Source organism: Mycobacterium sp. NPDC048908, from assembly GCF_043197955.1.
Taxonomy (GTDB): Bacteria; Actinomycetota; Actinomycetes; order Mycobacteriales; family Mycobacteriaceae; genus Mycobacterium.
In genome coordinates this window covers 25,873-50,375 of sequence record NZ_JBICUE010000020.1, presented here as the reverse complement: position 1 = coordinate 50,375, position 24,503 = coordinate 25,873, and the positions used below count along the sequence as shown (strand labels likewise).

Here is a 24,503-nt window from a genome sequence, read left to right as displayed (position 1 = left end):
ACCGCCCGGGTAGCGACGATTTTGCGTAACGCCATGGCGAGTTTCGAGCCGGATTTCCGCCGTGGCGTTACGCAACCGTGTCAGGGTGGCGCGTCCACTCGTCGGCGAGCAGGCGCAGGAACGTCGCCTCTGTGTCGCGTGCCGTCACCCTGATGACGAACCAACCGGCCTCGGTCATTTCTCGCATCCGCTTGATGTCCTTTGCGAAGACCGCGGGACCGCGGTGGTGAGCACCCTCGTATTCGACGGCGAGCTTCCTTTCGCGCCAACCCAAGTCGACTTCGCCGATAAGCACCCCGTATTCGTTGTAGACGGCAACCTGGGTCTCGGGCCGCGGATAGCCGGCCCGGATGATCAGCAGTCGAAGCCATGTCTCGCGGGGCGATTCGGCGCCGGGATCGACCAGTCGAATCGCTTCGAGAGCGCCCCGCAGACCGTGGCGGCGAGGATGGCGCTGCGCCGCCAACTCGATGTCGGCCACCTTCAAGCGGGTCGCCCTCGCGAGCGCATCGATCGCGGCCACCGCAGTGTCGACGGGATAGCGGCAGGCCAGGTCGACCGCTGTCCGGGCAGGTGTGGTGAGGCGCACGCCGTCGACAATGGTGAGCTCGTCCTCATCGACGGCCACGGCCCACACCGTGATGCCGTTGGCGCGCCGCCGGTTTGTGTCGATGAGGGTGGCGGGCAGACGCGCGTCGATCCATTTCGCACCATGCAGCGCCGCCGCGGAGAAGCCCGCAACGATGCCGTGACCTCGCGACCGAAGCCATGCGGCGTTGGCGCGTAGGACCGCGGTCGGTTCGGTGTTTTTGCCGATGTACACATCATGGTGGACAGCGGCGTATCTGGTTCGCAATGCGTGGCGCGTCAGTATGCCCGTGGCCACGGCCGCGCTACCGATGAAAGGCTCCCCCAAGCTCATGGCATGAGCGTGGCGGACGCCACCGACAGCTAGCTGCTAACCCAGTAGCGCCGTGCGCACCCGCGCGAGGTCATCGGCCGTCACTCCGGCACCGCTCAGGTACTCCCGCAACGAACCGTAATTCTGTTCGATGGACCGACGCGACGCGGCGAGATAGTCCTCGTGCACTCCCAGCACCGCGTCGGTCAACCGTGCTTCGGCGAACGTAATTTCTTCGTCGGTGTCGGTGCGTTCCCTGATCGACGTCAGGATCTGCTCTCGCAGCCGCGGCACCGCGGCATTGCTGCGCAGGAAATCCGCCACGATGACGTCACGGTCGACACCGACAGCACCCAGCACCGTCGCGACCGTGAAGCCGGTGCGATCCTTGCCCGCGAAGCAGTGGGTGATCACCGGACGCTCGTTGGCAAGCAGCGAAATGACTTGCCGCACAGCGCGTTGCGCGCCAGGAAGCGTCGGGAAGCGCATGTACTCCTCGGTCATGAACCGGCGGGCGGCGACGGTGATGTCCTCATCGTCGGGCTTTTCGCTCATCATCTTCTGAAACGCGGTTTCGTGCGGCGCCTCACCGGCGACGGCAGACACCTCGTGGAAGTGCAGCAGGTGCACCTCGACGCCCTGCGGCACCAGCCCGGGGCCGTGCCGCTCGACCTCGCGGGCGGACCGAAGGTCGGCGACATCGGTGATGCCCAGTTGGCGGAAGGCCTCACGGCCACCGTCGTCGAGGTGGCTCAGCTCGCTGGACCGGAAGAACCGGCCCGGCCGGATGCCCGTCTCCTCGGCCACATCACGAAAGTTCCACGCCCCCGACAGTTCTCCTACGCCGACGGACACTAGGGAGTCACCGCCGCTTGCAATGCGCTCTTCTCCCTGCCCAGTTCATTGCGGGCGATGGTGCGCATGTGCACCTCGTCGGGGCCGTCGAACAGCCGCATCGCGCGGTGCCAGCCGTAGAGCCGGGCCAGCACGGTGTCGTCACTGACGCCGGCCGCGCCGTGCACCTGGATCGCGCGGTCGATCACGTTGCATGCCATCTGCGGGGCGACGGCCTTGATCATCGCGACCAGCTGCTGGGCTTCCTTGGCTTTGTTGCCATGCTGATCGATGGTCCACGCCGCCTTGTGGCACAGCAGCCGCGCCTGGTCGATCTCGTTGCGCGACAATGCAACCTGCTGCTGGACCACGCCCTGTTCGGCCAACGGCTTACCGAACGCGATGCGGCTGTTCACCCGGTCGATCATCAGCGCCATGGCCCGCTCGGCCACCCCGATGGCCCGCATGCAGTGGTGGATGCGGCCAGGTCCGAGCCGGGCCTGGGCGATCGCGAAGCCCGAGCCCTCCTCACCGAGGAGGTTGGATACCGGCACCCGCACGTTGTCGAAGCTGATCTCGCAGTGCCCGTGTTGGTCCTGCCAGCCGAACACCGGAAGCGACCGAAGGACGGTGACTCCTTCTGTTTCGACGGGCACCAGAATCATCGACTGCTGTTGATGGCTGGCCGCATCCGGATTGGTGCGGCCCATCACGATCAGGATCTTGCAGCGCGGGTCGGCGGCACCCGAGATCCACCACTTGCGACCGTTGATGACGTAGTCGTCTCCGTCGCGCAGCATCGTCGTCTGGATATTGCGGGCGTCGCTGGAGGCCACCGCGGGCTCGGTCATCGCGAACGCGCTGCGGATCTCGCCGTTCAGCAGCGGTTCGAGCCATTGGCTGCTCTGCGCTGGCGTGGCGAACAGATGCAGCGTCTCCATGTTGCCAGTGTCTGGCGCGGCACAGTTGGTGGCTTCGGGCGCCAGTTCCATGCTCCAGCCGGTCAGCTCGGCCAGCGGCGCGTACTCCAGGTTGGACAAGCCGGAGACCGCGGGCAGAAACAGGTTCCACAGGCCGCGTTCCTTGGCCAGCTTCTTGAGCTCCTCGACCACCGGCGGCACGGTGTGATCCTTGGGGCCCTTCTCCTCGCGATACGCGTCGTAGGCGGCCTCGGCGGGGAAGACGTGCTCGACCATGAAGTCGGTGAGCCGGTCGTAGTAGTCCTGGCCCTTGGCCGACATCGCGAAGTCCATGCGGCCACGATATGACACCTGCCTGTTCAGGGAATCACGGCGGCTCATCGGGCGTACAAACATGACATGACCGAAAGCCGCCCCCCGTTCCCACCGTTCACGCTCGAGACCGCGCGCCAAAAGGTCCAGGCCGCCGAAAACGCGTGGAACACCTGTGACCCCGAGAAAGTCAGCCTCGCCTATACGGCGGACTCGCACTGGCGCAACCGCGATCAGCACGTAATCGGCCGGCAGCAGATCGTCGAGTTCCTCACCCAGAAGTGGGAGCGAGAACTCGACTATGTGCTTCGCAAGAGCCTGTGGGATTTCCGGGAGAACCGGATAGCGGTGCGCTTTCAATACGAATGCCACGACGCCGCCGGGCAGTGGTACCGCAGCTACGGCAACGAACTGTGGGAGTTCACGCCGGAAGGCCTGATGGCGCGGCGGGAGGCCAGCATCAACGATGTCAAGATCGAGGAGTCGGAGCGACGGTACTTCGGCCCGAGACCGGAATCCGAGTACGGGCTCGACATCCCGCTATGGTGAGCCGGCTCCGACGAAGCTGAGGCCGGGGATGTCGTAGCCGGCGTCCGTCCTGAACGGCCGCAGTGCCGCCTCGGCATCGGCCCGGATCGCGGACGTCATATCGTCGGGCAGCGACGCAAGCAGCGCTGCCACCGGTCCGGCCAACGAGGGCACGATTCGCCACCATTCGTCGAACGATTCGACGCCCATCGGTACCGCGACTTCCGTGACGTCGACGCGCTGGAATCCACCGGCCGAGAGCACCGCGGCGAGCGCGCCCCGTTCGGACAGGGCGAAGGGACCCGGAGTGCCACGCGGTGGCACCTGCGCGCCGAGTTGCGCGCCGACCGCGTCGAGCAAGGCACTCAGCCACGGGTTCTCGGTCGGCGGTCCCCACACGGCGAACACCGCCAGGCCTTCGGGGCGCAGTACGTGACGCGCTTCCGTGGCGGCCGCGACCGGATCGGTCACCAGCATCAGGGCCTCGCGGCACAGCACCTTGTCGAACGAGGCGCGCGGAACATCGAGATGCTCCATGTCCAGTTCGCGGGTGACGACGTTGCGCAGGCCTCGTCGCTCGGCGCGCTCCGCAGCGATCGTCGTCATCTCCGGAGCGACGTCCGACAACACCACCCGGACGTCGGGGCCGACGAGTTCGGCCGCCGCGAGTCCGACACCGCCGGGCCCGCAGCCGAGTTCGAGGACGTCGTCACCGGGCTCAATTCGGGCGATCCGCAACATGGCTTCGCCCACGGCGGCTTCGCGGTCGTCGACGTAGTCCGCGAAATCCTGCCAGGAGGGTGCCGCTGCAGACCACATCGCGTGCAGCGGATTCGTGCCCATCGCCCAACAGTAGGGCCGGACGCTATTCACCGACAGGGATGTCGATGACGAAGGTGCGGTCCCGGTGCCAGCGGTGCCCGGGCACGATCACCACCGGCGGGCGGGCGACGGTGCCCGGGGTGGCGACGATGCCGGGTCGCGGCTTCGGGTCGTGCGTCGGATAGGTTCCCGCGTTGGCGAGGCCCGCGACGCCGAGGGCAGCGCCGCCCAATGCGCCCGCGGAGATGGCGGGTAGCACGAGGTAGCGGGTCAGTGTCGAGGTGATCTTCATCTGAGTTCTCCTGTGAGAGTTGGGCTTGAAGAAGCCCTCCCCGGGGCTACTTTCGGGGAGGGCTTCTGTCTTGGGGGCTACCGGGTGTAGCCGTGTTGCAGGTCGGCCAGGTGATGCACACCGTGATGCCAGCGCCATCCGGGCTGGGCCTCCGGTGCGGGGTGCGCCTTGACCGAAGGGGCGGCAACGGTGTTGGGCTGATGCACGTCGGTGGTCTCAGCGCCTGCGGTGCCTGCCAGGCCGAGCGCGGCGCCGCCGATGATGCCGGCTGCGACGATCGGCAGCGCAGCGAAACGCGAGTAGTGTGCGAAGTTCTTCATCTGAGTTATCCTGTCTCCGTTAGCTTTTGGTCTTGTCGGCCGGTGTGTTCCGGCGATGACATAAGACTGCCGTTCTTCGCACGTGATGTATGTCCGGCGATCGGAGGTTGGACAGATGAATCGCCGTTCCCCCGATCGGGGGAACGGGCCGGTGCGGGTGGTGTCAGCCGGGAAGCTGCTCGGCGACGGCTGCCAGCGCGGCCAGATGCTCGTCGACCGTGCGGAACCCGGCGCCCATGGTGTTCACCGACACGTGGGTGGCGCCCGCGGCGGCCCACTTGGCGAGGTCGTCAGCCGCCTGGTGGAGGTCGCCGCGCCAGGTGACGCGGCCCTCCATCCCGAGCGACGAGGGGTCTCGGCCCGCCGCGGTGGCCGCCCGGGCCACGATGTCGCGCGCTTCGTCGAGTTGCGGGCCTGGGGCCATCATCGGAAACCAGCCGTCGGCGACCCCGCCCGCGCGCTCCAGCGCAGGCCGGGATGCGGCACCGATCCATACCGGAATGGGCCTCTGGACGGGCAGCGGAGCAAGGCCCGCCCCGGTCACCCGGTGATGCCGGCCGGCGAATGTCAGCGACCGTTCGGTCCACAGTCGCCGCATCACCTCGACCTGCTCGCCGAGCCGTCGGCCGCGGGTGGAGAAGTCCTCGTTCAACGCCTCGTACTCGACGGCGTTCCAGCCGAGCCCGACGCCCAGCCGCAACCGTCCGCCGCTGAGCAGGTCGACTTCGGCGGCCTGCTTGGCGACCAGCACCGCCTGCCGTTGCGGCAGGATGATCACGCCGGTCACCAACTCCAGCGTGGTAGTGACCGCGGCCAGGTAGCCGAACATCACCAACGGCTCGTGGAACGTCGTCTCGACGTCGTAGGGACCGGACCAGCCCTCGTGCACCGTCGGGTCGGCGCCGACCACATGGTCATAGGCCAGCAGGTGGGTGAAACCAAGTTCCTCGACCCGCTCGCCGTAGGCGCGCACCGCCGAAGCGTCACCGCCGAGTTCGGTCTGGGGGAACACCACGCCGATCCGCATACGTGGCCCAACGCGTCGAGGCCCTCCCCCAATTCCTGGGCGAGGGCCTCGATGCGGGTGATCAGCGGATGTAGCCGGGCTTGAGGACCTCGACTTGGTGGATCCCGTGGTGCCAGTACTGGCCCGGCATGACCACGGGCGCCGGGTGGGCCTTGACGTCGGGTGTTGCCACCACGTCCGGCTGGCGCACGTCCGCGTTGTTGGCCGCGCTGGCCGCGCCCGCCAGGCCGAGGGCCGCGCCCCCGATGATTCCTGCCGCGACGATCGGGAAGGCGAAGTAGCGAGCGAATCTTTTGCTGTTCATGTGAATTCTCCTGTGTCCGTGGACTTTTGATGGATTTCGTCGGCGTGTTCCGGCGATGATTCAAGAATGTCGCCCCGCGGATCGTTTGTATGTCCGGTGATCGGCCCCTGACACGGCTGAATTGCGGGTCCCCCAATCGGCGGAACAACCGGCGGGTGCTGTGCGACGCTGGCTGGGTGACCAGCGAAAAGGTGCGCGTGGTGGTGGGTGACGACCACCCGCTGTTTCGCGACGGGGTGGTCCGGGCGCTGACGTCGAGCGGGTCCATCGAGGTGGTGGCGGAAGCCGACGACGGTCTGTCGGCGCTGGAGGCGATCCGGACACACTCGCCGCAGGTCGCGCTGCTCGACTACCGAATGCCGGGCATGGACGGCGCCGAGGTGGCGGCCGCCGTGCAGCGCGACGAGCTGCCCACCCGGGTGCTACTGGTGTCCGCGCACGACGAGTCCGCGATCGTGTTCCGCGCACTGCAGGAGGGGGCGGCCGGCTTTCTGCCGAAGGAGTCGACCAGAAGCGAGTTGATCAACGCGGTCCTGGACTGCGCCAAGGGCCGCGACGTCGTCGCGCCCAGCCTCGCCGCCGGGCTGGCCGGGGAGATCCGCAAGCGCGCCGAACCCGAAGGCCCGGTGCTCAGCCCGCGGGAGCGCGAGGTGCTCAAGCTGATCGCCTCGGGCAGCAGCATCCCCGCGATGGCCAAGGAGTTGTACCTGGCACCGTCAACCGTCAAGACGCATGTGCAGCGCCTCTACGAGAAACTCGGTGTCAGCGACCGCGGCGCCGCCGTCGCCGAGGCGATGCGCCGCAAGCTGCTGGAGTAGCGTGACGCGCCGCGTCCAGCCCTTCATCGACTACTTCGCCGCCGAACCGGTACGCGTCTCGGCGATTCTGCGGCTGCCGCTGATCGGCCTGATCGGCGTCCTGGTATGGATCTGGGAGGTCGACCACTGGTTGCCCGGACTGTACGCGGTGATCCTTGGCGTGTACGCGCTGGCCGCGGTGCTGTGGTTGGTGGCGGTGCTCAAGGGGCCGGTGCCCCGATGGGGGGATTGGGCGTCCACCAGCGTCGACCTGATGGTCATCCTGACGCTGTGCCTGGTGTCCGGCGGCGCGACCGCGGCCCTGCTGCCGGTCTTCTTTCTGCTGCCGATATCGGTGGCTTTTCAGGACCGGCCATGGATGACGGCGATCATCGGAACGGTCACGGCGGCAGGCTATCTCGCGGTGTGGATCTTCTACTCCGAGCGCGACGACAAGGTCGGCCTGCCGAACATGGTGTACACGCACTTCGGCTTCCTGCTCTGGTTGGCCGTCGCGATGACCGCACTGTGCTACGTGCTGGCCCGACGGTCCGCGCGGGTGCGAGCGCTGCAGGAAATGCGGCGTCAACTGGTTTCGGAGGCAATGCAATCCGACGAGCGGCACAACCGCGAGGTCGCCGAGCATCTGCATGACGGTCCGCTGCAGACGCTGCTGGCGGCGCGGCTCGAACTGGATGAGGCGCGAGAGCGCAACCCCGACCCCGCACTCGACATGGTGTACGCGGCGCTGCAGGAAACCGCGACTGGACTGCGATCGACGGTCACGCAGTTGCATCCTCAGGTGTTGGCGCAGCTCGGCCTCACGCCGGCGGTGCGGGAACTGTTGCGGCAGTTCGAATCCCGGACGGATGTGCGCGTCGAAGCCGACTTGGAAGATGTGGGCAAGCCGGAGTCGCAGGCCTTGCTGTACCGGGCGGCGCGTGAACTGCTCACCAACATCGGCAAACACGCGAAGGCATCCACGGTCCGCGTCGGCCTCAGCAAGAAAGACGACCGCATCGTGTTGACCATCGACGACGACGGGACAGGCTTCGATCCCGCGATCGTCGCGCAGTACGTCGCCGACGGCCACATCGGCCTTGGCTCGCTGCTGGCCCGGTTCGACGCGATGGGCGGGTCGATGGAGATCGACTCGCAGACAGGCGAAGGCACCCGGGTCACGGTCACCTCTCCCCGCGAGGCTCCCCGCGAGCAGACGTAAAACTGCCCTAAAACCGCGGAAAATAGGCAGTTTTGCGTCTGCTCACCGCAATCCGCGGGGCCCTATGCGCTAGGAAGTGAGCCCGCGGGCGATCACCAGGCGCTGAATCTGGTTGGTGCCCTCGAAGATCTGGGTGATCTTCGCCTCGCGCATGTACCGCTCCACGCGGAAGTCGCGGGTGTAGCCGACGCCGCCGAACACCTGAACGGCGTCGGTGGTGACCTTCATTGCGGCGTCGGTGGCCACCAACTTCGCGACGCTGGCCTGCTGTGAGTACGGCCGACCCAGATCGCGCCGACGCGCCGCATCGAGATACGTCGCCCGTGCGCTGGCGACCGCCGCGGCCATATCGGCCACCAGGAAGCCGAGGCCCTGATGGTCAATGATCTTGCGGCCGAACGTCGTTCGCTCGTTGGCATACTTCACGGCCTCATCAAACGCCGCTTGCGCCAGCCCGACGGCAACCGCGGCGATGCCCAACCGCCCCGAATCCAGGGCCGAGAACGCGATCTGCAGACCCTGGCCGTCCGCACCGATCAACCGGTCGGCTTCGAGAAGCGCGTTGTCGTAGAACGCCGACGTCGTCGGCACCGCGTGCAGGCCCATCTTCTCTTCCGGCTTGCCGAAACTCAGCCCCGCCAGATCACCGGGTACCAGGAAACACGAAATGCCTCGTGAGCCTTCCCCTGTGCGCGCGAACAGGGTGTAGAAGTCGGCCCGCCCGCCGTGGGTGATCCACGACTTCGAGCCATTGACCACATAGCCGCCGTCAGCGAGCGTTGCTTTGCACTGCAGCGCCGCGGCGTCCGAACCGGCCTGCGGCTCGGACAGGCTGTACGCACCGATCTGCTCACCCGAGAGCATGCCCGGTAGCCAACGCTGCTTCTGCTCATCGGAGCCGAACACCAGCAGCGGATGCGACGACAGGCTGTGCACGCTGACCGCGACCGCGACGGCCGCCCAGCGCGCCGCGATCTCCTCGAGCACTTGGAGATAGACCTCGTACGGCTGGCCGCCGCCGCCCCACTCCTCGGGTTGGGGAAGGCTGAGCAGCCCCGCCGCACCGAGTTGCGCGAATACGCCCTCGGGATAGCTTTCGGCCTTCTCGTGCGCGTCGACGATGGGGTCCAGCACCTTGTCGCAGATGTCGCGGGTCAGCGCGATCAGATCATCAGCGTCCTGCGAAGGCATCAGCCGGTCGACGGGCATCGAGGGTCAGACCTTCGCGGTCTCCGAGAGCGCCGCGTTGATCGCGTCGACCCGGTCCTTGGCGTCACCGAACAGCATCTGGGTGTTCTGCCGGAAGAACAGCGGGTTCTGCACGCCCGCGTATCCAGAGGCCATGGACCGCTTGAACACGATGACATTGTTGGCGTTCCACACCGTGAGGACGGGCATACCCGCGATCGGGCTGCCAGGATCCTCCGACGCAGCCGGGTTGACGGTGTCGTTGGCGCCGATGACCAGCACGACGTCGGTGTCGTCGAAGTCGTCGTTGATCTCGTCCATCTCCAGCACGATGTCGTAGGGCACCTTGGCCTCGGCCAGCAGCACGTTCATGTGGCCCGGCAGGCGACCCGCCACGGGGTGGATACCGAAGCGGACGTTGACGCCGCGGTCACGCAGCTTGCGGGTCAGGTCGGCGACTCCGTACTGGGCCTGCGCGACGGCCATTCCGTAACCCGGCGTGATGATCACCGAGCTGGCCGATTCCAGCAGTTCGGCGGCCCCCTCGGCGGTGATCTCGCGGTGCTCGCCGTAGTCCTTGTCGTCAGCGGGCCCCGCCTCGATCCCGAAACCGCCCGCGATCACGGAGATGAACGACCGGTTCATCGCCTTGCACATGATGTAGGACAGATACGCACCCGAGGACCCGACCAGCGCGCCGGTGACGATCAAGAGGTCGTTGGACAGCAGGAAGCCCGAGGCCGCCGCGGCCCAGCCGGAATAGCTGTTGAGCATCGACACCACCACCGGCATGTCACCGCCGCCGATCGAGGCGACCAAGTGCCAGCCCAGCAGCAGCGCCAGCACGGTGACCACCACCAGCAACCACAGCTGCGGGTCGATCACGAACCAGACGGTCAGCGCGGCGAACACCACCAGCGCACCGACATTCAGGAAGTTCTTGCCGGGCAGCATCATCGGCGCGGACTTGATGCGGGCCGAGAGCTTGAGGTTGGCGACGATGGAACCGGTGAACGTGACGGCGCCGATGAAGACGCCGATGACGACCTCGGCCGAGTGGATGCCCAGCATGCCCTCGTGCTGCAGCAGGACGGCCTCGGAACCAACGAGGTCACGTTCCACGTCCAGGTAACCGTTCCAGCCGACCAGCACGGCGGCCAGCCCTACGAACGAGTGCAGCAGCGCGATCAGCTCAGGCATGCCCGTCATCTCGACGACCCTTGCGCGCCACAGCCCGATCGCCGCACCGATGACCATCGCGCCGAAAAGCAGCGCGACGCCGAGCGGTTCGATGTGGCGGGCGAACGCCAGCGCGATCGTCGCGATCAGCGCGACGGCCATCCCGACGATACCGAAAGTGTTACCGGCCCTTGAGGTTTCGTGCTTGGACAGGCCGGCCAGCGCGAGGATGAACAGGATGGCCGCGACGACGTACGCCGCGGTCGCGGTGGTTTCCAGGGTGAACATCTCAGCTCCTCGAGAACATGGCCAGCATGCGGCGGGTCACCGCGAAACCGCCGAAGACGTTGATGCTGGCGAGCAGGGTCGCCAGGGTCGCCAGCACGGTGACGACCACCCCCCCGCCGAAGATGCCGTGCCCGATCTGCAGCAGCGCACCGACGACGATGATGCCGGAGATCGCGTTGGTCACCGACATCAGCGGGGTGTGCAGCGCGTGGTGCACATTGCCGATCACGTAGTAGCCGATCACGATGGCCAATGCGAAAACCGTCAGGTGCACCTGCAGCGCGGCCGGTGACAGAGCGATCAACGCGAACAGCACCGCGGCGGCTGTGAAGGTGAGCCCGAGTCGGCGAGCGATCGTCATCGGCTGCTTGGCCGGTTTTTCCACGACCGGCGCGGCGGCGGCGGCGGCCGGAGCGGCGGACACCTGCACCGGTGGCGGCGGCCAGGTGATCTCGCCGTCGCGGACCACCGTGACCGACCGCTGAACCACGTCCTCGAAGTCGAGGATCAGCTTTCCGTCCTTCTCCGGGGTGAGCAGCTTCAGCAGGTTGACCAGGTTGGTGCCGTACAGCTGAGAAGCGGTTGCGGGCAGCCGACCCGCCAGATCGGTGTAGCCGATGATCGTCACGCCGTTGTCGGTGACGACCGCCTGATCCTTGACGGTGCCTTCGACGTTGCCGCCGTTGGCCGCGGCCATGTCGACGATGACGCTGCCGGGCTTCATCGAGGCCACCATGTCGGCGGTGATGATGCGCGGCGCCGGTCGTCCTGGGATCAGCGCGGTGGTGATGATGATGTCGACGTCACCAGCCTGCTGGGCATACAACTGCGCCTCACGGGCCTTGTAGTCGTCGCCCATTTCCTTGGCGTAACCGGTCGCCGACACCTCGGCCTCCGGCGACTCGATCGAAAGATATTCGCCGCCAAGGGACTTCACCTGATCCGCGACCTCAGGGCGAGGATCGGTGGCACGCACGATCGCGCCGAGGCTGCCCGCCGCGCCGATGGCGGCGAGGCCGGCGACGCCCGCGCCGACCACGAGCACCTTGGCAGGCGGCACCTTGCCCGCCGCGGTGACCTGCCCGGTGAAGAACCGGCCGAACACATGAGCGGCCTCGACGACGGCGCGGTAGCCGGCGATGTTCGCCATCGACGACAGCACATCCATCGACTGGGCCCGCGAGATGCGCGGGACAGCGTCCATGGCGAGCACCGAGATCGGCCGCGTGGCCAACTGCTCGACGAGCTCAGGCTTGAGCGCGGGGGAAATCAGGCTGATCAAGGTGGCGCCGTCACGCAGGGCGGCGATCTCCTTGTCGTCCGGCGCGTTCACCTTGAGCACCACGTCGGCCGTCCAGGCATCGCCGATCTCTGCGCCGGCCTCGGTGAACGCTGCATCAGAGAAGCTGGAGGCGGCGCCCGCGCCGGACTCGACCACTACCTCATAGCCCAGCTTGATCAGTTGGCCGACCGTCTGCGGCGTCGCCGCCACCCGCGTTTCGCCAGGCAGCGACTCTCTCGGGATCCCGATGATCATCGATTTCGATCCGATCTAATTCTGTCACGGTCCGGTCGGGGGGAACGATGCCCCCTCGACACAGCTCGTCATGGGACGAGTGGAATACGTCAGTCTAAGAGTTGACAGATTCGGCCATGTGTCCTGTGGGCGCTCGGCGCCTGGGTCATTAAAACTCGTGCTGAGCGCAGCCATTCCCAGCAACGCGGCGAGCCGCAATTGTGTCCGGGTGTCGGTATTCGTTGACATCGCTCCCGACGAGTCGCACGTCGACTCGGCGGCGCCCGTCGTGCCATCGGGCACATGGCGCGGGGGGCTAACGCGCGCCGTGCTGCCGCTGCTGTCGGTGGCGGTCTTCTTCGTCGTCTGGCAACTCGTCGCTGCCAGCGGCATCTGGAACCAGACATTCGTGCCCTACCCGAGTGCGGTGTGGCGGGCCTTTCTCGATGTGTCCACCAGCCACGACGGGGTCCGCGGTTACGCCGGCTACCTGTTATGGGAGCACCTCTACATGACGCTGCGCAGAGTGTTCGCGGGCGTGGTGATCGGTGTCGTACTCGGCGTGCTGCTCGGTCTGGTGATGGGTTCGGTCGGCTGGGTGCGCAGCGTGCTGGAACCGTGGTTGACGTTCCTGCGGGCGCTGCCGCCGCTGGCCTATTTCTTCCTGTTGGTGATCTGGCTCGGCATCGACGAGGCCCCGAAGATCACCCTGCTCGCGCTGGCCGCACTGCCGCCTGCCGCCGTCGCCACCACCGCGGCCGTCGTCGCCGCGCCCGTCGGGCTGCAGGAGGCGGCCCGCGCATTGGGGGCGTCCCGCCGCGACGTGATCCGCGACGTCGTCGTCCCGGCCGCACTGCCGGAGACCTTCACCGGCATCCGGCTTGCCGTCGGCATGGCGTATTCGTCGGTGGTCGCCGCCGAACTGTTCAACGGGCTGCCCGGCATCGGCGGTCTGGTCAAAGACGCAAGTAACTACAACAACACCCCCGTCGTGCTGGTCGGCATCTTCGCCATCGGGATCTCCGGCCTTGTCATCGACGGTCTGCTTCGCGCCGTGGAACGGCGGGCTGTCCCGTGGAGAGGAAAGATATGAGATTCAGACACGCCGGAGCCGCTACGGCGGCGACATTCAGACGCGCCGTAGTTGCGATGCTCGCCGCTGCGTTGGCGATGGCAGGCTGCTCAGTCGACCATTCAGCGGATCAAGCCGACAAGCCGACCATTCGCATTGGCTACCAGAGCTTTCCGTCCGGCGACCTGATCGTGAAGAACAACAAGTGGCTCGAACAGGCGCTGCCCGACTACCACATCAAGTGGACGAAGTTCGACTCCGGCGCCGACGTCAACACCGCTTTCATCGCCAAGGAACTCGACTTCGGCGCGCTCGGGTCGAGCCCCGTCGCGCGTGGGCTTTCGGCGCCGTTGAACATCCCGTACAAGGTCGCCTTCGTGCTCGACGTCGCTGGCGACAACGAGGCGCTGGTGGCGCGCAACGGCGGCGGAGTAAGCACGATCGCCGACCTCAAGGGCAAGCGCATCGGCACCCCCTTCGCGTCGACCGCGCACTACAGCCTGCTGGCCGCATTGAACCAGAACGGGTTGTCCGCCAACGATGTTCAGTTGGTCGACCTGCAGCCGCAGGCGATCCTCGCGGCATGGGGCCGCGGTGACATCGACGCCGCCTACTCGTGGCTGCCCACCCTCGATCAGCTGCGCAAGACCGGCAAGGACCTGATCACCAGCCGACAGCTCGCCAAGGACGGCAAGCCGACTCTGGACCTCGGTGCGGTGTCCGACGACTTCGCGAACGCACACCCTGACGTCGTCGACACCTGGCGGCAGCAGGAAGCCCGGGCGCTCAAGCTGATTCACGACGACCCCGCCTCCGCCGCCAAGGCCATCGCCGCTGAGATCGGGCTGAGTCCCGACGATGTGGCCGGCCAGCTCAAGCAGGGCGTCTACCTGACGCCGGAGCAGGTCGCATCGCCGGAATGGCTTGGCGCGGAGAACAAGCCGGGCAACATCGCGGTCAACCTGCAGAGCGCGTCGCAGTTCCTGGCCGACCAGAAGCAGATTCCCGCGGCGGCGCCGTTGCAGACGTTCCAGGACGCGGTCTACACCAAGGGGCTGCCCAGTGCCATCACGCAGTGACGGTGCGATTCGCATTGACTCGGTCAAACACCGTTACGGCCGTGGCCGCGGTGAAGTCATCGCGCTGGGACCCGTCGACCTGACCGTCGAACCGGGATCGTTTCTGGTTCTGGTCGGCGCGTCCGGTTGCGGCAAGAGCACGCTGCTGCGACTGCTCGCCGGCTTCGAATCACCAACCGAGGGCACGGTGGCGGTATCGGGTGCGAAGCCGACACCCGGTGTGACGGCGGGCGTGGTGTTCCAGCAGCCGCGGCTGTTCCCATGGCGCACGGTCGGCGGAAACGTCGACCTGGCGCTCAAATACGCGAACGTGCCGCGGGAGCGGCGCGCCGAACGCCGCGATCATCTCCTTGCCAGGGTGGGGCTGGAGGGCACGGCGGACCGCAGGATCTGGGAGATCAGCGGCGGGCAGCAGCAGCGTGTCGCGATCGCGCGAGCGCTGGCCGCCGAGACCCCGCTGTTCCTGCTCGACGAGCCGTTCGCTGCGCTCGACGCACTCACCCGCGAGCGACTGCAGGAGGACGTGCGCCAAGTCAGCGCGGAGTCGGGCCGTACGACGGTGTTCGTCACCCACAGCGCCGATGAGGCCGCGTTCCTCGGTTCGCGGATCGTGGTGCTGACCAGAAGACCGGGACAGGTGGCATTGGACCTTCCGGTCGAGCTGCCGCGGACAGGCGTCGACCCCGACGAATTGCGTCGCTCGGCCGAATACACCGATTTGCGCGCCGAAGTGGGGCGCGCGGTGAAGGCTGCCGCTGCTTAGGGTTTAGACCGGCGGGTAGGCAGGTGGCGGGTACACGCCGCGCAGAATCCAGGCGAACCAGTTCGCGCCGTACTCGACCTCGTCGCTCGCGTCATAGTCCGGATTCGGATCCACGTCATCACCTCTCGCGTAGCGGCTGGTTCTCGCTGAAGTCTAGCCCCGCGGGCACGACCGCGACAGTGCGAAGACCTAAACTGGCCAACCAGTTGATTGACGTCCCGGACGACGTCCGAACCTGCATATAGTGAGTCGCCATGTCCCCCTCCGATGTACCCGCCACCGCCAACGGGATGACCCGTCGCGAGGAGCTGTTGACCGTCGCGACCAAGCTGTTCGCCGCGCGGGGGTATCACGGCACGCGGATGGACGATGTGGCCGACGCGGTGGGGCTGAACAAGGCGACGGTGTACCACTACTACGCCAGCAAGTCGCTGATCCTCTACGACATCTACAAAGGTGCCGCGGACTTCACCGTCGACGCACTGCACGACGATCCGACCGCCTCCGCACGCGAAACCATCTACCACTTCACCCGACGCCTGCTCGTCGGCATCGCGAGCAATATCGAGCGCGCGGCGGTGTACTTCCAGGAAGGCCCTTACATCAGCGAGTGGTTCACCGAGGAACAGGTGGCCTACATCCGGGAGAAGGAGACCCAGGTCTACGAGCACGTGCGCGACGTGATCGACCGCGGCATCGCCAGCGGCGAGTTCTACGAGTGCGATTCGCATGTGTTGGCGCTGGGGTATATCGGGATGACGCTGGGCTCCTACCGGTGGCTGCGGCCCCAGGGCAGGCGAACCGCACAGGAGATCGCCGAGGAGTTCAGCACCGCACTGCTGCGCGGTTTGATCCGCGACGAGACCACCCGGGTCGACTCCCCGCTGGGTATTGACGCAGAGAGCACGGCGCGCTCGACGTAGAGCGCAAGATGGAGGCGTGAAATCCACCCTGCTGTCCCGTCGCGATCTCGACTTCCTGCTCTATGAATGGCTGCGCATCGACGAACTGACGAAGCGTGAGCGGTTCGCCGAGCACTCCCGCGAGACGTTCGACGGCGTCCTCGACCTCTGCGAGCAGTTGGCCACTCGCTACTTCGCCCCGCACAACAAGAAGAGCGACGCGAACGAACCGCATTTCGACGGCAAGACCGTGACCGTCATCGACGAGGTCAAACAAGCCTGGGACGCGTTCGCGGGCGCGGACCTGTTGGGCATGTCGATGGACGCCAGCCTCGGCGGCGCGCAACTGCCCGCGACCGTCGCGGAGGCCGGCTTCGCGTGGTTCTCGGCAGCCAACGTCAGCACGACGGGCTACCTCATGCTCACCATGGCGAATGCCAACCTGCTGGCCACGTTCGGCACGGACGAGCAGATCGAGGCGTTCCTCAAACCGATGCTGGCCGGCCGGTTCTCAGGGACGATGGCGCTGTCGGAAACCCAGGCCGGATCGTCGCTGGCCGACATCCTCACCCGCGCCGAACCGCAAGACGACGGCACGTACCGACTGTTCGGATCGAAGATGTGGATCTCCGGGGCCGAACACGAGCTGACCGAGAACATCGTCAACCTGGTGCTCGCGAAGATCCCCGGCGGGCCGCCGGGAACCAAGGGCATCTCGTTGTTCATCGTGCCGAAGTATCTGGTCAACGCGGACGGCTCGATCGGCGAGCGCAACGGCGTCGTCCTTGCCGGGCTCAACCACAAGATGGGTCAACGCGGCATCACCAACACCGTGCTGAGTTTCGAGGGCGCCGTCGGTTATCTGGTTGGCGAGCCACACCGCGGGCTGGCCTACATGTTCACGATGATGAACGAGGCCCGGCTCGGCGTGGGGATGGGCGCGGTGTCGCTGGGCTACACCGGCTATCTCAAGTCGCTGCAGTACGCGCGGGAACGGCCGCAGGGCCGCCCGGTGCTGGCCAAGGACCCGTCAACGCCGCAGGTGCCCATCATCGAACACCCCGACGTCAAGCGAATGCTGTTGGCGCAGAAGGCTTATGTCGAGGGCGGGATGGCGCTGCTGCTGTACTGCGCCAAACTCGTCGACCTGGCGCACAGCGCCGCGTCCGACGATGAGCGTGACGCGCTCGGCCTGCTGCTCGACATCCTCACGCCGGTCGGCAAGAGTTGGCCGTCGCAATGGTGCCTCGAGGCCAACAGCCTCGCCATCCAGGTGCACGGCGGATACGGCTACACCCGCGAATACGACGTCGAACAGCACTACCGCGACAACCGACTCAACCCCATCCACGAGGGCACACACGGCATTCAGAGCTTGGACTTGTTGGGCCGCAAGGTAACCCAGCGCGACGGCGCCAGCTTGGCCGCACTCGGCGACGCCGTCGCGGCCACGATCGTCGCGGCAGCGGCCGCGGGCGGCGAGGCCGCCGAGCTGGGCGCACAGCTCGATGCGTCATGGCAACGGCTGATCGGCGTCACCACAGGCATGTTCGGCTCGGGCGAGCTCGACGCCGCGCTGGCGAACAGTGTGGTCTACCTCGAGGCGTTCGGACACATCGTGGTCGCGTGGATGTGGCTGGAGCAGCTGCTTGCCGCCAACGGTCGCACCGGCGACTTCTACGAGGGCAAGCGGCAGGCCGCACGGTACTTCTTCCGCTACGAGCTGCCCAAGACCGCGTCGCAGCTGGATCTGTTGGAAAGCCTGGACCGGACCACGCTGGAGATGCGCGACGCCTGGTTCTGATGCCCTTGAGCTGCACGACGTCACCGTGTTTGAAGCCCCCCGGCGAGCGGGAAGCCGTCCGGCCGTATGCCTACGACACTTCAAGACATCAGCCATTGGCTCCTGACCAAGGGCCTGCACATTGTTCTGGTCGTGCTGTTCGCGATCATCGTCACGCGCGTCATTCGATGGATCGCCGGGCGAATCAGCACACGACTGACCAAGGGCGATGAACGCGACGCGACGGTGCGGTCGGAAACCGTCAAACACGGTCAGGCCGTCGCGTCGGTGATCTCGTCGGTGGCGATCGCTCTGCTGTACGTGGTGGTCGCAGTCGATATCGCCAATCAGCTTGGCCTGCCGCTGGGTTCCCTCGTCGCGCCCGCGGCGGTGCTGGGTGCCGCACTCGGTTTCGGGGCCCAGCGCATTGTGCAGGATCTGCTCAGCGGCTTCTTCCTGATCACCGAGAAGCAGTACGGTTTCGGCGACCTCGTCGAGCTCAGCGTCACGGGAGGCGGCACCGCGGTCGGCACCGTGGAGGACGTGACGCTGCGCGTGACCAAACTGCGCACCAGCGACGGCGAGATGTATACCGTGCCGAACGGTCAGATCGTGAAGTCACTGAACATGTCGAAGGACTGGGCCCGCGCGGTGGTCGACGTTCCGGTGTCGACATCGGCAGACCTGAACAAGGTCAACGACATCCTCGGTGACGTCGCGAAAGCCGCCATGCAGAGACACGGGCTGCCGGATCTGCTGCTCGACGAGCCGTCGTTGATGGGGGTGGAGAGCATCGAGGTCGACACGGTGAACCTGCGGATGGTGGCGCGCACACTGCCAGGTAAGCAGTTCGAGGTGGGCCGCCAGCTACGGGCCCTGATCGTGTCGTCCTTCCGCCGCAACGGGATCGCGACGTCGGGCGCGGTGACTAGTCAAAACTGATCAGCTGGCGCACCGCGTGCCCGTCGGCGAGCTGGTCCATGCCCGCGTTGATCTCGTCGAGCGTGATGGTGGCCGAGACGAGCTTCTCGACTGGCAGCCGGCCCGCCCGCCACAGCCCGACGAAATGCGGGATGTCGTGCGACGGCACCGCCGAACCGAGGTAGCTGCCGATCAACGATCGGCCCTCGGCGACGAAACCCAACGGCGACACGGTGATTCGTGCGTCCGGCGGCGGCAGACCGACTGTGACGGTCCGGCCGCCGGGCGCGGTGAGGTCGATCGCGGTCTGCAGCGCGAGTGGATGACCCGCGGCCTCGATGACGGCGGCAGCCTTGATGCCGCGGTCCCGCGCCTCGTCGGGGGAGTAGGCCTCGTGCGCGCCCATGGCCCTGGCCAGCTCCAGCTTGTCGGTTAGTTGGTCGACGCCGATCACCGAGACGTCGTCGTGGGCGAGTGCGGTGATCACCGCCGCCATGCCGACGCCGCCGAGTCCGACGACGATCACGGCCTGGCCGGGGCGCGGCCGTGCCGCGTTGATGACGGCGCCGCCGCCGGTCAGGACCGCGCAGCCGAGCAGCGACGCGACAGACGGCGGCACGTCGTCGGGCACCGCGACCACCGACCGCCGGTCCACGACGGCGTGCGTCGCGAAGCCGGACACCCCGAGATGATGGTGAATGGGCTCGCCGTCACGCGAGAGCCGTCGGGCACCCCCCATCAGCGTGCCCGCGGCGTTGGCGGCGCTGCCCGGTTCGCACGGGGTCAGCCCGTTGGTGGCGCAGGCCGAGCACTGGCCACACCGCGGCAGGAACGTCATCACCACGCGCTGCCCGACGGCGATGTCGGTGACGGCGGACCCGGCCTGCTCGACGATGCCCGCCGCTTCGTGTCCGAGCAGCATCGGCACCGGCCGCACCCGGTTGCCGTCGACGACCGACAGGTCGGAGTGGCAGAGGCCGGCGGCTTCGATGCGGACCAGCAGTTCGGTGTCACCCGGCGCCGCGAGGTCCAGTTCAGCGACCGATAGCGGCCGCGACCCGGTGAACGGTCGAGGCCTACCAATCTCTTCGAGCACGGCACCGCGGATCCTCATGAGCACCAGCCTGCCTGGACGCCGGCGGAGCCGGCAATCCAGCTGCTGCCACACTGCTGCCATGACAAGCGAGCAATCGCTGAGCGCCGAGGATTTTCCCGTGCACTGGCCGGTGCTGACCCGGTGGACCGACAACGACATGTTCGGCCACTTGAACAACGCGGTCTATTACGAACTGTTCGACACCGCGATCAACGGCTGGCTCAACACCACGTGTGGGATCAACCCGCTGACCGTGCCGTGGCTCGGCGTGGTCGCAGAGTCGGGCTGCAGGTATTTCTCGGAACTGAAGTTCCCCGATCCGCTGATCGTCGGGTTGGCCGTCGCCCGGCTGGGCAACTCCAGCGTCACCTACCGACTTGCGCTCTTCGAGCATGATCGACCGCTGGCCGCGGTGGGGCATTGGGTGCACGTGTACGTCGACCGGGAAAGCAGGCGGCCGGTGCCGATCCCGGGCTCGATCAGGTCGCTGCTGGAGTCGATATGCTCGCCGGATGCCGCTCGTAAGCAAGACAGTTGAGGTTGCAGCGCCTGCCGAATCGATCATGGCGATCGTCGCCGACTTCGAGGCGTATCCACTGTGGAACGAGGAGATCAAGGGCTGCTGGGTGTTGGCCCGGTACGACGACGGCCGACCCAGCCAGCTGCGCCTCGACGTCGTCGTGCAGGGCCAGTCGGGCACGTTCATCACCGCGGTGTACTACCCCGCCGAAAACCAGATCTACACCGTGCTGCAGCAGGGCGAGTTCTTCACCAAGCAGGAGCAGCGGTTCTCGGTGGTGCCGATGGGCGCGACGGCACTGTTGACCGTCGACCTCGACGTCGAGACGACGCTGCCGATTCCCAAGCCGATGGTGAAGAAGGCGATCGGCGAGACCCTCGACTATCTGGCAGAAAACTTGAAGAAGCGGGCAGAGCAGCTGTCGGCGGGCGCCTAGTTGACATAACACCTCGTCGGCGGTTAGCTCCACAACCCGATCTCGTCGAGCCGGGCTACCAACCGTCGTGCGGCGTCGTCGAACTCCCCGCCGGTCAGTCGGACCACCGTGTCCACGTCGCGGCGCCGCAATGCCGCGAGCAGCTCTCGGTGGCCCGATACCGCGGCCGCACCCCACGCCGCGTCGCTGGCATAGATCTGCCCCGGCAGGTACCGCGCCACATGCAGCAGGAACCAGGCCAACTTGATCCGGCCCGTCGCGCGGTTGAACGCCCGGTGGAACGCGAACTCAGCGGCGACGACCTCTTCTGGATCGCTGTGTTCGACGGCCGCGGCCAAGGCCTCGTTGAGGCGTTCGAGTTCGTCGATCTCCTCGTCGGCGATCCGATTGACCGCCGTCGCTGCCAACTCCTTGGCGATGGTGGCCTGCAGCCAGAACACGTCCTGGATGTCTGCGCGGGACAGCGGTACCACCACGTGTCCGCGATGGGGTTCGAGCTGGACCATGCCCTCGCCGCGCAGAGTGCGCAGCGCCTCACGCACCGGGGTGATGCTCACCCCCAGCGCGGCGGCGGTCTCATCGAGCCGGATGTACGTTCCCGGCCGCAGCGTGCCGGTCATGATGTCGGTGCGCAAACGGGCCGCGACCTCGTCGGAGAGTTGCTCGCGCCGAACCGCCCGGCGCCGCTGGGAGCGGGTTCTGGCCGGTGCGTTCATGGCTGTCTCCGGTCTGTCTGGCGTGGGGTTGTCCCCGAGCCGCCGAGGTCATAGTGTGACCGGGGCAACACCATGTTTGATCAAATATCAACCTCGCGCAACCCAACCGATGGAGCACCATCCCGTTGACCGAACCGTCGCTCACCGAGCAGCCGTATCTGGCGCGCAGGCAGAACTGGACCAATCAGCTGGCACGTCATGCGCTCATGCAGCCGGAGGCCACCGCGCTGCGGTTTTTGGGGCGTACGACGACATGGGGTGAGCTCGATCGGCGGGTCACCGCATTGGCGGGCGCGCTGAGCCGACGCGGCGTCGGCTTCGGAGATCGGGTGCTGATCCTGATGCTCAATCGCACCGAGTTCGTGGAGTCGTTCCTCGCGACCAACAAGCTCGGCGCCATCGCCGTCCCGGTCAACTTCCGGATGACCCCACCGGAAATCGCGTTTCTGGTCGGCGACTGCGAGGCCAAGGTGGTGATCACCGAGGCCGTGCTGGCCAATGTCGCCACTGCGGTGCGCGGCCTCGATCCGACGCTGCAGACGGTGATTGTCGCGGGGGCGGGCACCGATGATCAGATCCTCGGGTACGACGACCTGATCACCGAGCCGGGCGAGGCCCCCGAACCGGTTGACATCCCGAACGACTCGCCCGCGCTGATCATGTACACCTCGGGCACCACCGGACGCCCCAAAGGCGCGGTGTTGACCCACACGAACATCTCGGGTCAGGCGATGACCAACCTGTTCACCATCGCCGCCGACGTCAACAACGACGTCGGTTTCATCGGGGTTCCGCTGTTCCACATCGCAGGGATCGGGAACACGATCACCCCGCTGCAGCTCGGGTTGCCGACCGTCATCTATCCGCTGGGCGCGTTCGACCCGGCTCAACTGCTCGACGTGCTGCAGGCCGAACAGGTCACCACGATGTTCCTGGTGCCCGCGCAATGGCAGGCGGTGGTCGCCGAACAGCGCGCCAACCCCCGCAAGTTGGCGTTGCGGGTGCTGTCGTGGGGGGCCGCGCCGGCGTCTGACACACTTCTGCGCGAGATGGCAGAGACCTTCCCCGGCACCCAAATCTATGCGGCGTTCGGACAGACCGAGATGTCGCCGGTGACGTGTATGTTGTTGGCGCAGGACGCAATTCGCAAACTCGGCTCGGTCGGCAAGGTGATCCCCACCGTCGCCGCGCGTGTCGTCGACGAGAACATGAACGACGTCGAAGTCGGCCAGGTCGGTGAGATCGTCTATCGCGCGCCGACGTTGATGGCCGGGTACTGGAACAACCCGAACGCCACCGCGGAGGCGTTCGCGGGTGGTTGGTTCCATTCCGGCGACCTGGTCCGCCAGGACGAGGAGGGCTACGTCTGGGTCGTCGACCGCAAGAAGGACATGATCATCTCCGGCGGGGAGAACATCTACTGCGCCGAGGTCGAGAATGCCCTGGCAGCCCACCCTGGCATCGTCGAGGTGGCGGTGATCGGACGCCCCGATGAGAAGTGGGGTGAGGTGCCCGTGGCGGTGGCGGCGGTCAACACCGATCTCGACCTCGCTGATCTCGACGGATTCCTCGACGAACGGCTGGCGCGCTACAAGCATCCAAAGGCCCTCGAAATCGTCGACGCGTTGCCACGCAACCCGGCTGGCAAAGTCCTGAAAACGGAACTGCGGGCACGCTTCGGCGCCTCGAATCCGATTGACGCCGGCGAAAGTTCCACTCCGCCAACGGTTTCTGCTGCGGCACAAGAGATTTAACGGAGCGGGGTTGGTTTGCTAACGGTTACGCGCACAATCCTGCCGATGCGGTGCACTGTGGGTACAGCATCGGGTACAGTCCTGTGGTCCGTCTTACTACCCGCGAGTAGGGAGGCGGTTGTCACAGACACCGGGTTGGGGCAAGGAGGAGGCGTGCGACAGGTCCTGCCGCTGCGCCGCGACAGTCGCGCTTTCGCCGTGGGAGCTCGCCGGTGACGGGGTCGACGGGCGTCGTCGATTACGTCCGCGATCAAACCCGGCCCGCGCTGACAGCCGTCGGCGGCTTCGTCAGGATGTGTGTTCTCACCGGCAAGGCGTTGTTCAAGCCGCCGTTCCAGTGGCGCGAGTTCATCATTCAGTCCTGGTTCCTGTTCCGCGTGTCGTTCCTGCCGACCCTCGCCGTCTCGGCGCCACTGACGGTCCTCCTGATCTTCCTGTTGAACATCCTGCTCGCCGAGTTCGGCGCCGCCGACGTCTCCGGTGCGGGTGCGGCCATCGGCGCGGTCACCCAGTTGGGTCCGCTGGTGACCGTGCTGGTGGTGGCGGGCGCCGGATCGACGGCCATCTGCGCCGACCTCGGTGCCCGGACCATCCGTGAGGAAATCGACGCACTCGAGGTACTTGGCATCGACCCGATCCACCGCTTGGTGGTGCCCCGGGTGGTGGCCTCCACTTTCGTTGCGCTACTGCTCAATGGCGCGGTCATCACCATCGGTCTCGTCGGTGGTTTCGTCTTCGGCGTGTACCTGCAGAACGTTTCGGCGGGCGCCTACGTGTCGACGCTGACCCTGATCACCGGCCTTCCCGAAGTGTTGATCTCAGTGGTGAAGGCCACGGTCTTCGGGTTGATCGCCGGTCTCGTCGGCTGTTATCGCGGACTCACCGTTTCGGGCGGTGCGAAGGGCGTCGGCACCGCGGTCAACGAAACGCTGGTGTTGTGCGTCATCGCGCTGTTCGCGGTCAACGTGGTGCTGACCACGATCGGTGTCCGATTCGGGACGGGGCGCTGAC

Annotated in this window: 26 protein-coding genes and 1 pseudogene; 13 read left to right on the top strand and 14 right to left on the bottom strand. The window is 66.6% G+C overall.

Annotated features, from left to right (window positions below):
- Nucleotides 1–67: 67 nt before the first annotated feature.
- From ACGFK1_RS30015 to ACGFK1_RS30005, 3 genes are read right to left on the bottom strand one after another with little or no spacing between them, the layout of a single operon-like run.
- Nucleotides 68–916 (bottom strand): hypothetical protein, encoded by an 849-nt coding sequence (locus ACGFK1_RS30015; RefSeq protein ID WP_393438541.1) that lies wholly within the window; start codon nucleotides 914–916, stop codon nucleotides 68–70.
- A 42-nt stretch (nucleotides 917–958) separates the two neighbouring features.
- Entirely contained in the window at nucleotides 959–1,756 is a 798-nt protein-coding gene (locus ACGFK1_RS30010) for a tyrosine-protein phosphatase (protein ID WP_393438426.1), read from the bottom strand.
- Nucleotides 1,756–2,976 (bottom strand): acyl-CoA dehydrogenase family protein, encoded by a 1,221-nt coding sequence (locus tag ACGFK1_RS30005; protein WP_393438538.1) that lies wholly within the window; start codon nucleotides 2,974–2,976, stop codon nucleotides 1,756–1,758. Before ACGFK1_RS30005 ends, ACGFK1_RS30010 begins: the two co-directional genes overlap by 1 nt.
- 78 nt (nucleotides 2,977–3,054) lie before the next feature.
- Between ACGFK1_RS30005 and ACGFK1_RS30000 the strand changes: the two genes are divergently transcribed.
- Nucleotides 3,055–3,516: a DUF1348 family protein gene (locus ACGFK1_RS30000; RefSeq protein WP_393438423.1), complete on the top strand. Its 462-nt coding sequence runs from the start codon at nucleotides 3,055–3,057 to the stop codon at nucleotides 3,514–3,516.
- On the opposite strand, the gene ACGFK1_RS29995 is transcribed toward ACGFK1_RS30000, so the two are convergent.
- The 5 genes from ACGFK1_RS29995 to ACGFK1_RS29975 all read right to left on the bottom strand — a co-directional run bounded on the left by ACGFK1_RS29995 (nucleotide 3,508) and on the right by ACGFK1_RS29975 (nucleotide 6,260).
- Nucleotides 3,508–4,338, bottom strand: coding sequence for a class I SAM-dependent methyltransferase (locus ACGFK1_RS29995; protein ID WP_393438420.1), 831 nt, complete (start codon nucleotides 4,336–4,338; stop codon nucleotides 3,508–3,510). The two genes, ACGFK1_RS30000 and ACGFK1_RS29995, sit on opposite strands and share 9 nt — an antisense overlap.
- A 22-nt stretch (nucleotides 4,339–4,360) precedes the next feature.
- The gene (locus ACGFK1_RS29990; protein ID WP_393438417.1) at nucleotides 4,361–4,609 is read right to left on the bottom strand and encodes a hypothetical protein; all 249 of its coding nucleotides are present in this window, start codon (nucleotides 4,607–4,609) and stop codon (nucleotides 4,361–4,363) included.
- Between the two features lie 77 nt (nucleotides 4,610–4,686).
- Nucleotides 4,687–4,929, bottom strand: a complete 243-nt coding sequence (locus ACGFK1_RS29985) for a hypothetical protein (RefSeq protein WP_393438414.1) — start codon at nucleotides 4,927–4,929, stop codon at nucleotides 4,687–4,689.
- 163 nt (nucleotides 4,930–5,092) lie between these two features.
- On the bottom strand, nucleotides 5,093–5,956 hold the full coding sequence (locus ACGFK1_RS29980; protein WP_393438411.1) for an LLM class F420-dependent oxidoreductase: 864 nt from the start codon (nucleotides 5,954–5,956) through the stop codon (nucleotides 5,093–5,095).
- 61 nt (nucleotides 5,957–6,017) lie between these two features.
- The gene (locus ACGFK1_RS29975) at nucleotides 6,018–6,260 is read right to left on the bottom strand and encodes a hypothetical protein (RefSeq protein WP_393438408.1); all 243 of its coding nucleotides are present in this window, start codon (nucleotides 6,258–6,260) and stop codon (nucleotides 6,018–6,020) included.
- Nucleotides 6,261–6,436: 176 nt separating this feature from the next.
- Between ACGFK1_RS29975 and ACGFK1_RS29970 the strand changes: the two genes are divergently transcribed.
- Nucleotides 6,437–7,078: a response regulator gene (locus ACGFK1_RS29970; RefSeq protein WP_393438405.1), complete on the top strand. Its 642-nt coding sequence runs from the start codon at nucleotides 6,437–6,439 to the stop codon at nucleotides 7,076–7,078.
- A gap of 1 nt (nucleotide 7,079) precedes the next feature.
- Nucleotides 7,080–8,279: a sensor histidine kinase gene (locus tag ACGFK1_RS29965; protein ID WP_393438402.1), complete on the top strand. Its 1,200-nt coding sequence runs from the start codon at nucleotides 7,080–7,082 to the stop codon at nucleotides 8,277–8,279.
- Nucleotides 8,280–8,348: 69 nt separating this feature from the next.
- On the opposite strand, the gene ACGFK1_RS29960 is transcribed toward ACGFK1_RS29965, so the two are convergent.
- The 3 genes from ACGFK1_RS29960 to ACGFK1_RS29950 are packed head-to-tail and all read right to left on the bottom strand — an operon-like array spanning nucleotide 8,349 to nucleotide 12,471.
- Nucleotides 8,349–9,488, bottom strand: a complete 1,140-nt coding sequence (locus tag ACGFK1_RS29960) for an acyl-CoA dehydrogenase family protein (RefSeq protein ID WP_393438399.1) — start codon at nucleotides 9,486–9,488, stop codon at nucleotides 8,349–8,351.
- A gap of 6 nt (nucleotides 9,489–9,494) precedes the next feature.
- Nucleotides 9,495–10,934, bottom strand: a complete 1,440-nt coding sequence (gene pntB / locus ACGFK1_RS29955) for a Re/Si-specific NAD(P)(+) transhydrogenase subunit beta (protein WP_393438396.1) — start codon at nucleotides 10,932–10,934, stop codon at nucleotides 9,495–9,497.
- Nucleotide 10,935: 1 nt separating this feature from the next.
- Nucleotides 10,936–12,471 (bottom strand): Re/Si-specific NAD(P)(+) transhydrogenase subunit alpha, encoded by a 1,536-nt coding sequence (locus tag ACGFK1_RS29950; RefSeq protein WP_393438393.1) that lies wholly within the window; start codon nucleotides 12,469–12,471, stop codon nucleotides 10,936–10,938.
- 208 nt (nucleotides 12,472–12,679) lie between these two features.
- On the opposite strand from ACGFK1_RS29950, the gene ACGFK1_RS29945 reads away from it, so the two are divergent.
- From ACGFK1_RS29945 to ACGFK1_RS29935, 3 genes are read left to right on the top strand one after another with little or no spacing between them, the layout of a single operon-like run.
- Nucleotides 12,680–13,543, top strand: coding sequence for an ABC transporter permease (locus ACGFK1_RS29945; protein ID WP_393438390.1), 864 nt, complete (start codon nucleotides 12,680–12,682; stop codon nucleotides 13,541–13,543).
- Nucleotides 13,544–13,599: 56 nt separating this feature from the next.
- Nucleotides 13,600–14,601 carry an ABC transporter substrate-binding protein gene (locus tag ACGFK1_RS29940; RefSeq protein WP_393438387.1) on the top strand — a complete coding sequence of 334 codons (1,002 nt, stop codon included), beginning with the start codon at nucleotides 13,600–13,602 and terminating at the stop codon, nucleotides 14,599–14,601.
- On the top strand, nucleotides 14,585–15,364 hold the full coding sequence (locus ACGFK1_RS29935) for an ABC transporter ATP-binding protein (RefSeq protein WP_393438385.1): 780 nt from the start codon (nucleotides 14,585–14,587) through the stop codon (nucleotides 15,362–15,364). Before ACGFK1_RS29940 ends, ACGFK1_RS29935 begins: the two co-directional genes overlap by 17 nt.
- 3 nt (nucleotides 15,365–15,367) lie before the next feature.
- Here the strand turns inward: ACGFK1_RS29935 and ACGFK1_RS29930 are convergent.
- Nucleotides 15,368–15,478, bottom strand: a pseudogene (locus ACGFK1_RS29930) (CAP domain-containing protein); the annotation flags it as partial.
- Nucleotides 15,479–15,618: 140 nt separating this feature from the next.
- On the opposite strand from ACGFK1_RS29930, the gene ACGFK1_RS29925 reads away from it, so the two are divergent.
- The 3 genes from ACGFK1_RS29925 to ACGFK1_RS29915 all read left to right on the top strand — a co-directional run bounded on the left by ACGFK1_RS29925 (nucleotide 15,619) and on the right by ACGFK1_RS29915 (nucleotide 18,991).
- Nucleotides 15,619–16,287, top strand: coding sequence for a TetR/AcrR family transcriptional regulator (locus tag ACGFK1_RS29925; protein ID WP_393438383.1), 669 nt, complete (start codon nucleotides 15,619–15,621; stop codon nucleotides 16,285–16,287).
- Nucleotides 16,288–16,303: 16 nt separating this feature from the next.
- Nucleotides 16,304–18,070, top strand: coding sequence for an acyl-CoA dehydrogenase (locus tag ACGFK1_RS29920; protein WP_393438380.1), 1,767 nt, complete (start codon nucleotides 16,304–16,306; stop codon nucleotides 18,068–18,070).
- Between the two features lie 66 nt (nucleotides 18,071–18,136).
- Complete coding sequence (locus tag ACGFK1_RS29915; RefSeq protein ID WP_393438377.1) at nucleotides 18,137–18,991, top strand: mechanosensitive ion channel family protein; 855 nt, start codon at nucleotides 18,137–18,139, stop codon at nucleotides 18,989–18,991.
- Here ACGFK1_RS29915 and ACGFK1_RS29910 read toward each other — a convergent pair.
- Nucleotides 18,978–20,084, bottom strand: coding sequence for an alcohol dehydrogenase catalytic domain-containing protein (locus ACGFK1_RS29910; RefSeq protein WP_393438374.1), 1,107 nt, complete (start codon nucleotides 20,082–20,084; stop codon nucleotides 18,978–18,980). The genes ACGFK1_RS29915 and ACGFK1_RS29910 overlap by 14 nt on opposite strands.
- A 61-nt stretch (nucleotides 20,085–20,145) precedes the next feature.
- On the opposite strand from ACGFK1_RS29910, the gene ACGFK1_RS29905 reads away from it, so the two are divergent.
- Nucleotides 20,146–20,604, top strand: a complete 459-nt coding sequence (locus ACGFK1_RS29905) for an acyl-CoA thioesterase (RefSeq protein ID WP_393438371.1) — start codon at nucleotides 20,146–20,148, stop codon at nucleotides 20,602–20,604.
- The gene (locus tag ACGFK1_RS29900; protein ID WP_393438368.1) at nucleotides 20,579–21,022 is read left to right on the top strand and encodes an SRPBCC family protein; all 444 of its coding nucleotides are present in this window, start codon (nucleotides 20,579–20,581) and stop codon (nucleotides 21,020–21,022) included. Before ACGFK1_RS29905 ends, ACGFK1_RS29900 begins: the two co-directional genes overlap by 26 nt.
- Before the next feature lie 23 nt (nucleotides 21,023–21,045).
- Here the strand turns inward: ACGFK1_RS29900 and ACGFK1_RS29895 are convergent, their stop codons facing one another.
- The gene (locus tag ACGFK1_RS29895) at nucleotides 21,046–21,738 is read right to left on the bottom strand and encodes a GntR family transcriptional regulator (RefSeq protein ID WP_393438365.1); all 693 of its coding nucleotides are present in this window, start codon (nucleotides 21,736–21,738) and stop codon (nucleotides 21,046–21,048) included.
- Nucleotides 21,739–21,857: 119 nt separating this feature from the next.
- On the opposite strand from ACGFK1_RS29895, the gene fadD5 reads away from it, so the two are divergent.
- Together fadD5 and ACGFK1_RS29885 are read left to right on the top strand one after the other, a co-directional pair.
- Complete coding sequence (fadD5, locus tag ACGFK1_RS29890; RefSeq protein WP_393438535.1) at nucleotides 21,858–23,492, top strand: fatty-acid--CoA ligase FadD5; 1,635 nt, start codon at nucleotides 21,858–21,860, stop codon at nucleotides 23,490–23,492.
- 212 nt (nucleotides 23,493–23,704) lie between these two features.
- Nucleotides 23,705–24,502, top strand: a complete 798-nt coding sequence (locus tag ACGFK1_RS29885; RefSeq protein ID WP_393438362.1) for an MlaE family ABC transporter permease — start codon at nucleotides 23,705–23,707, stop codon at nucleotides 24,500–24,502.
- Nucleotide 24,503 lies beyond the last annotated feature (1 nt).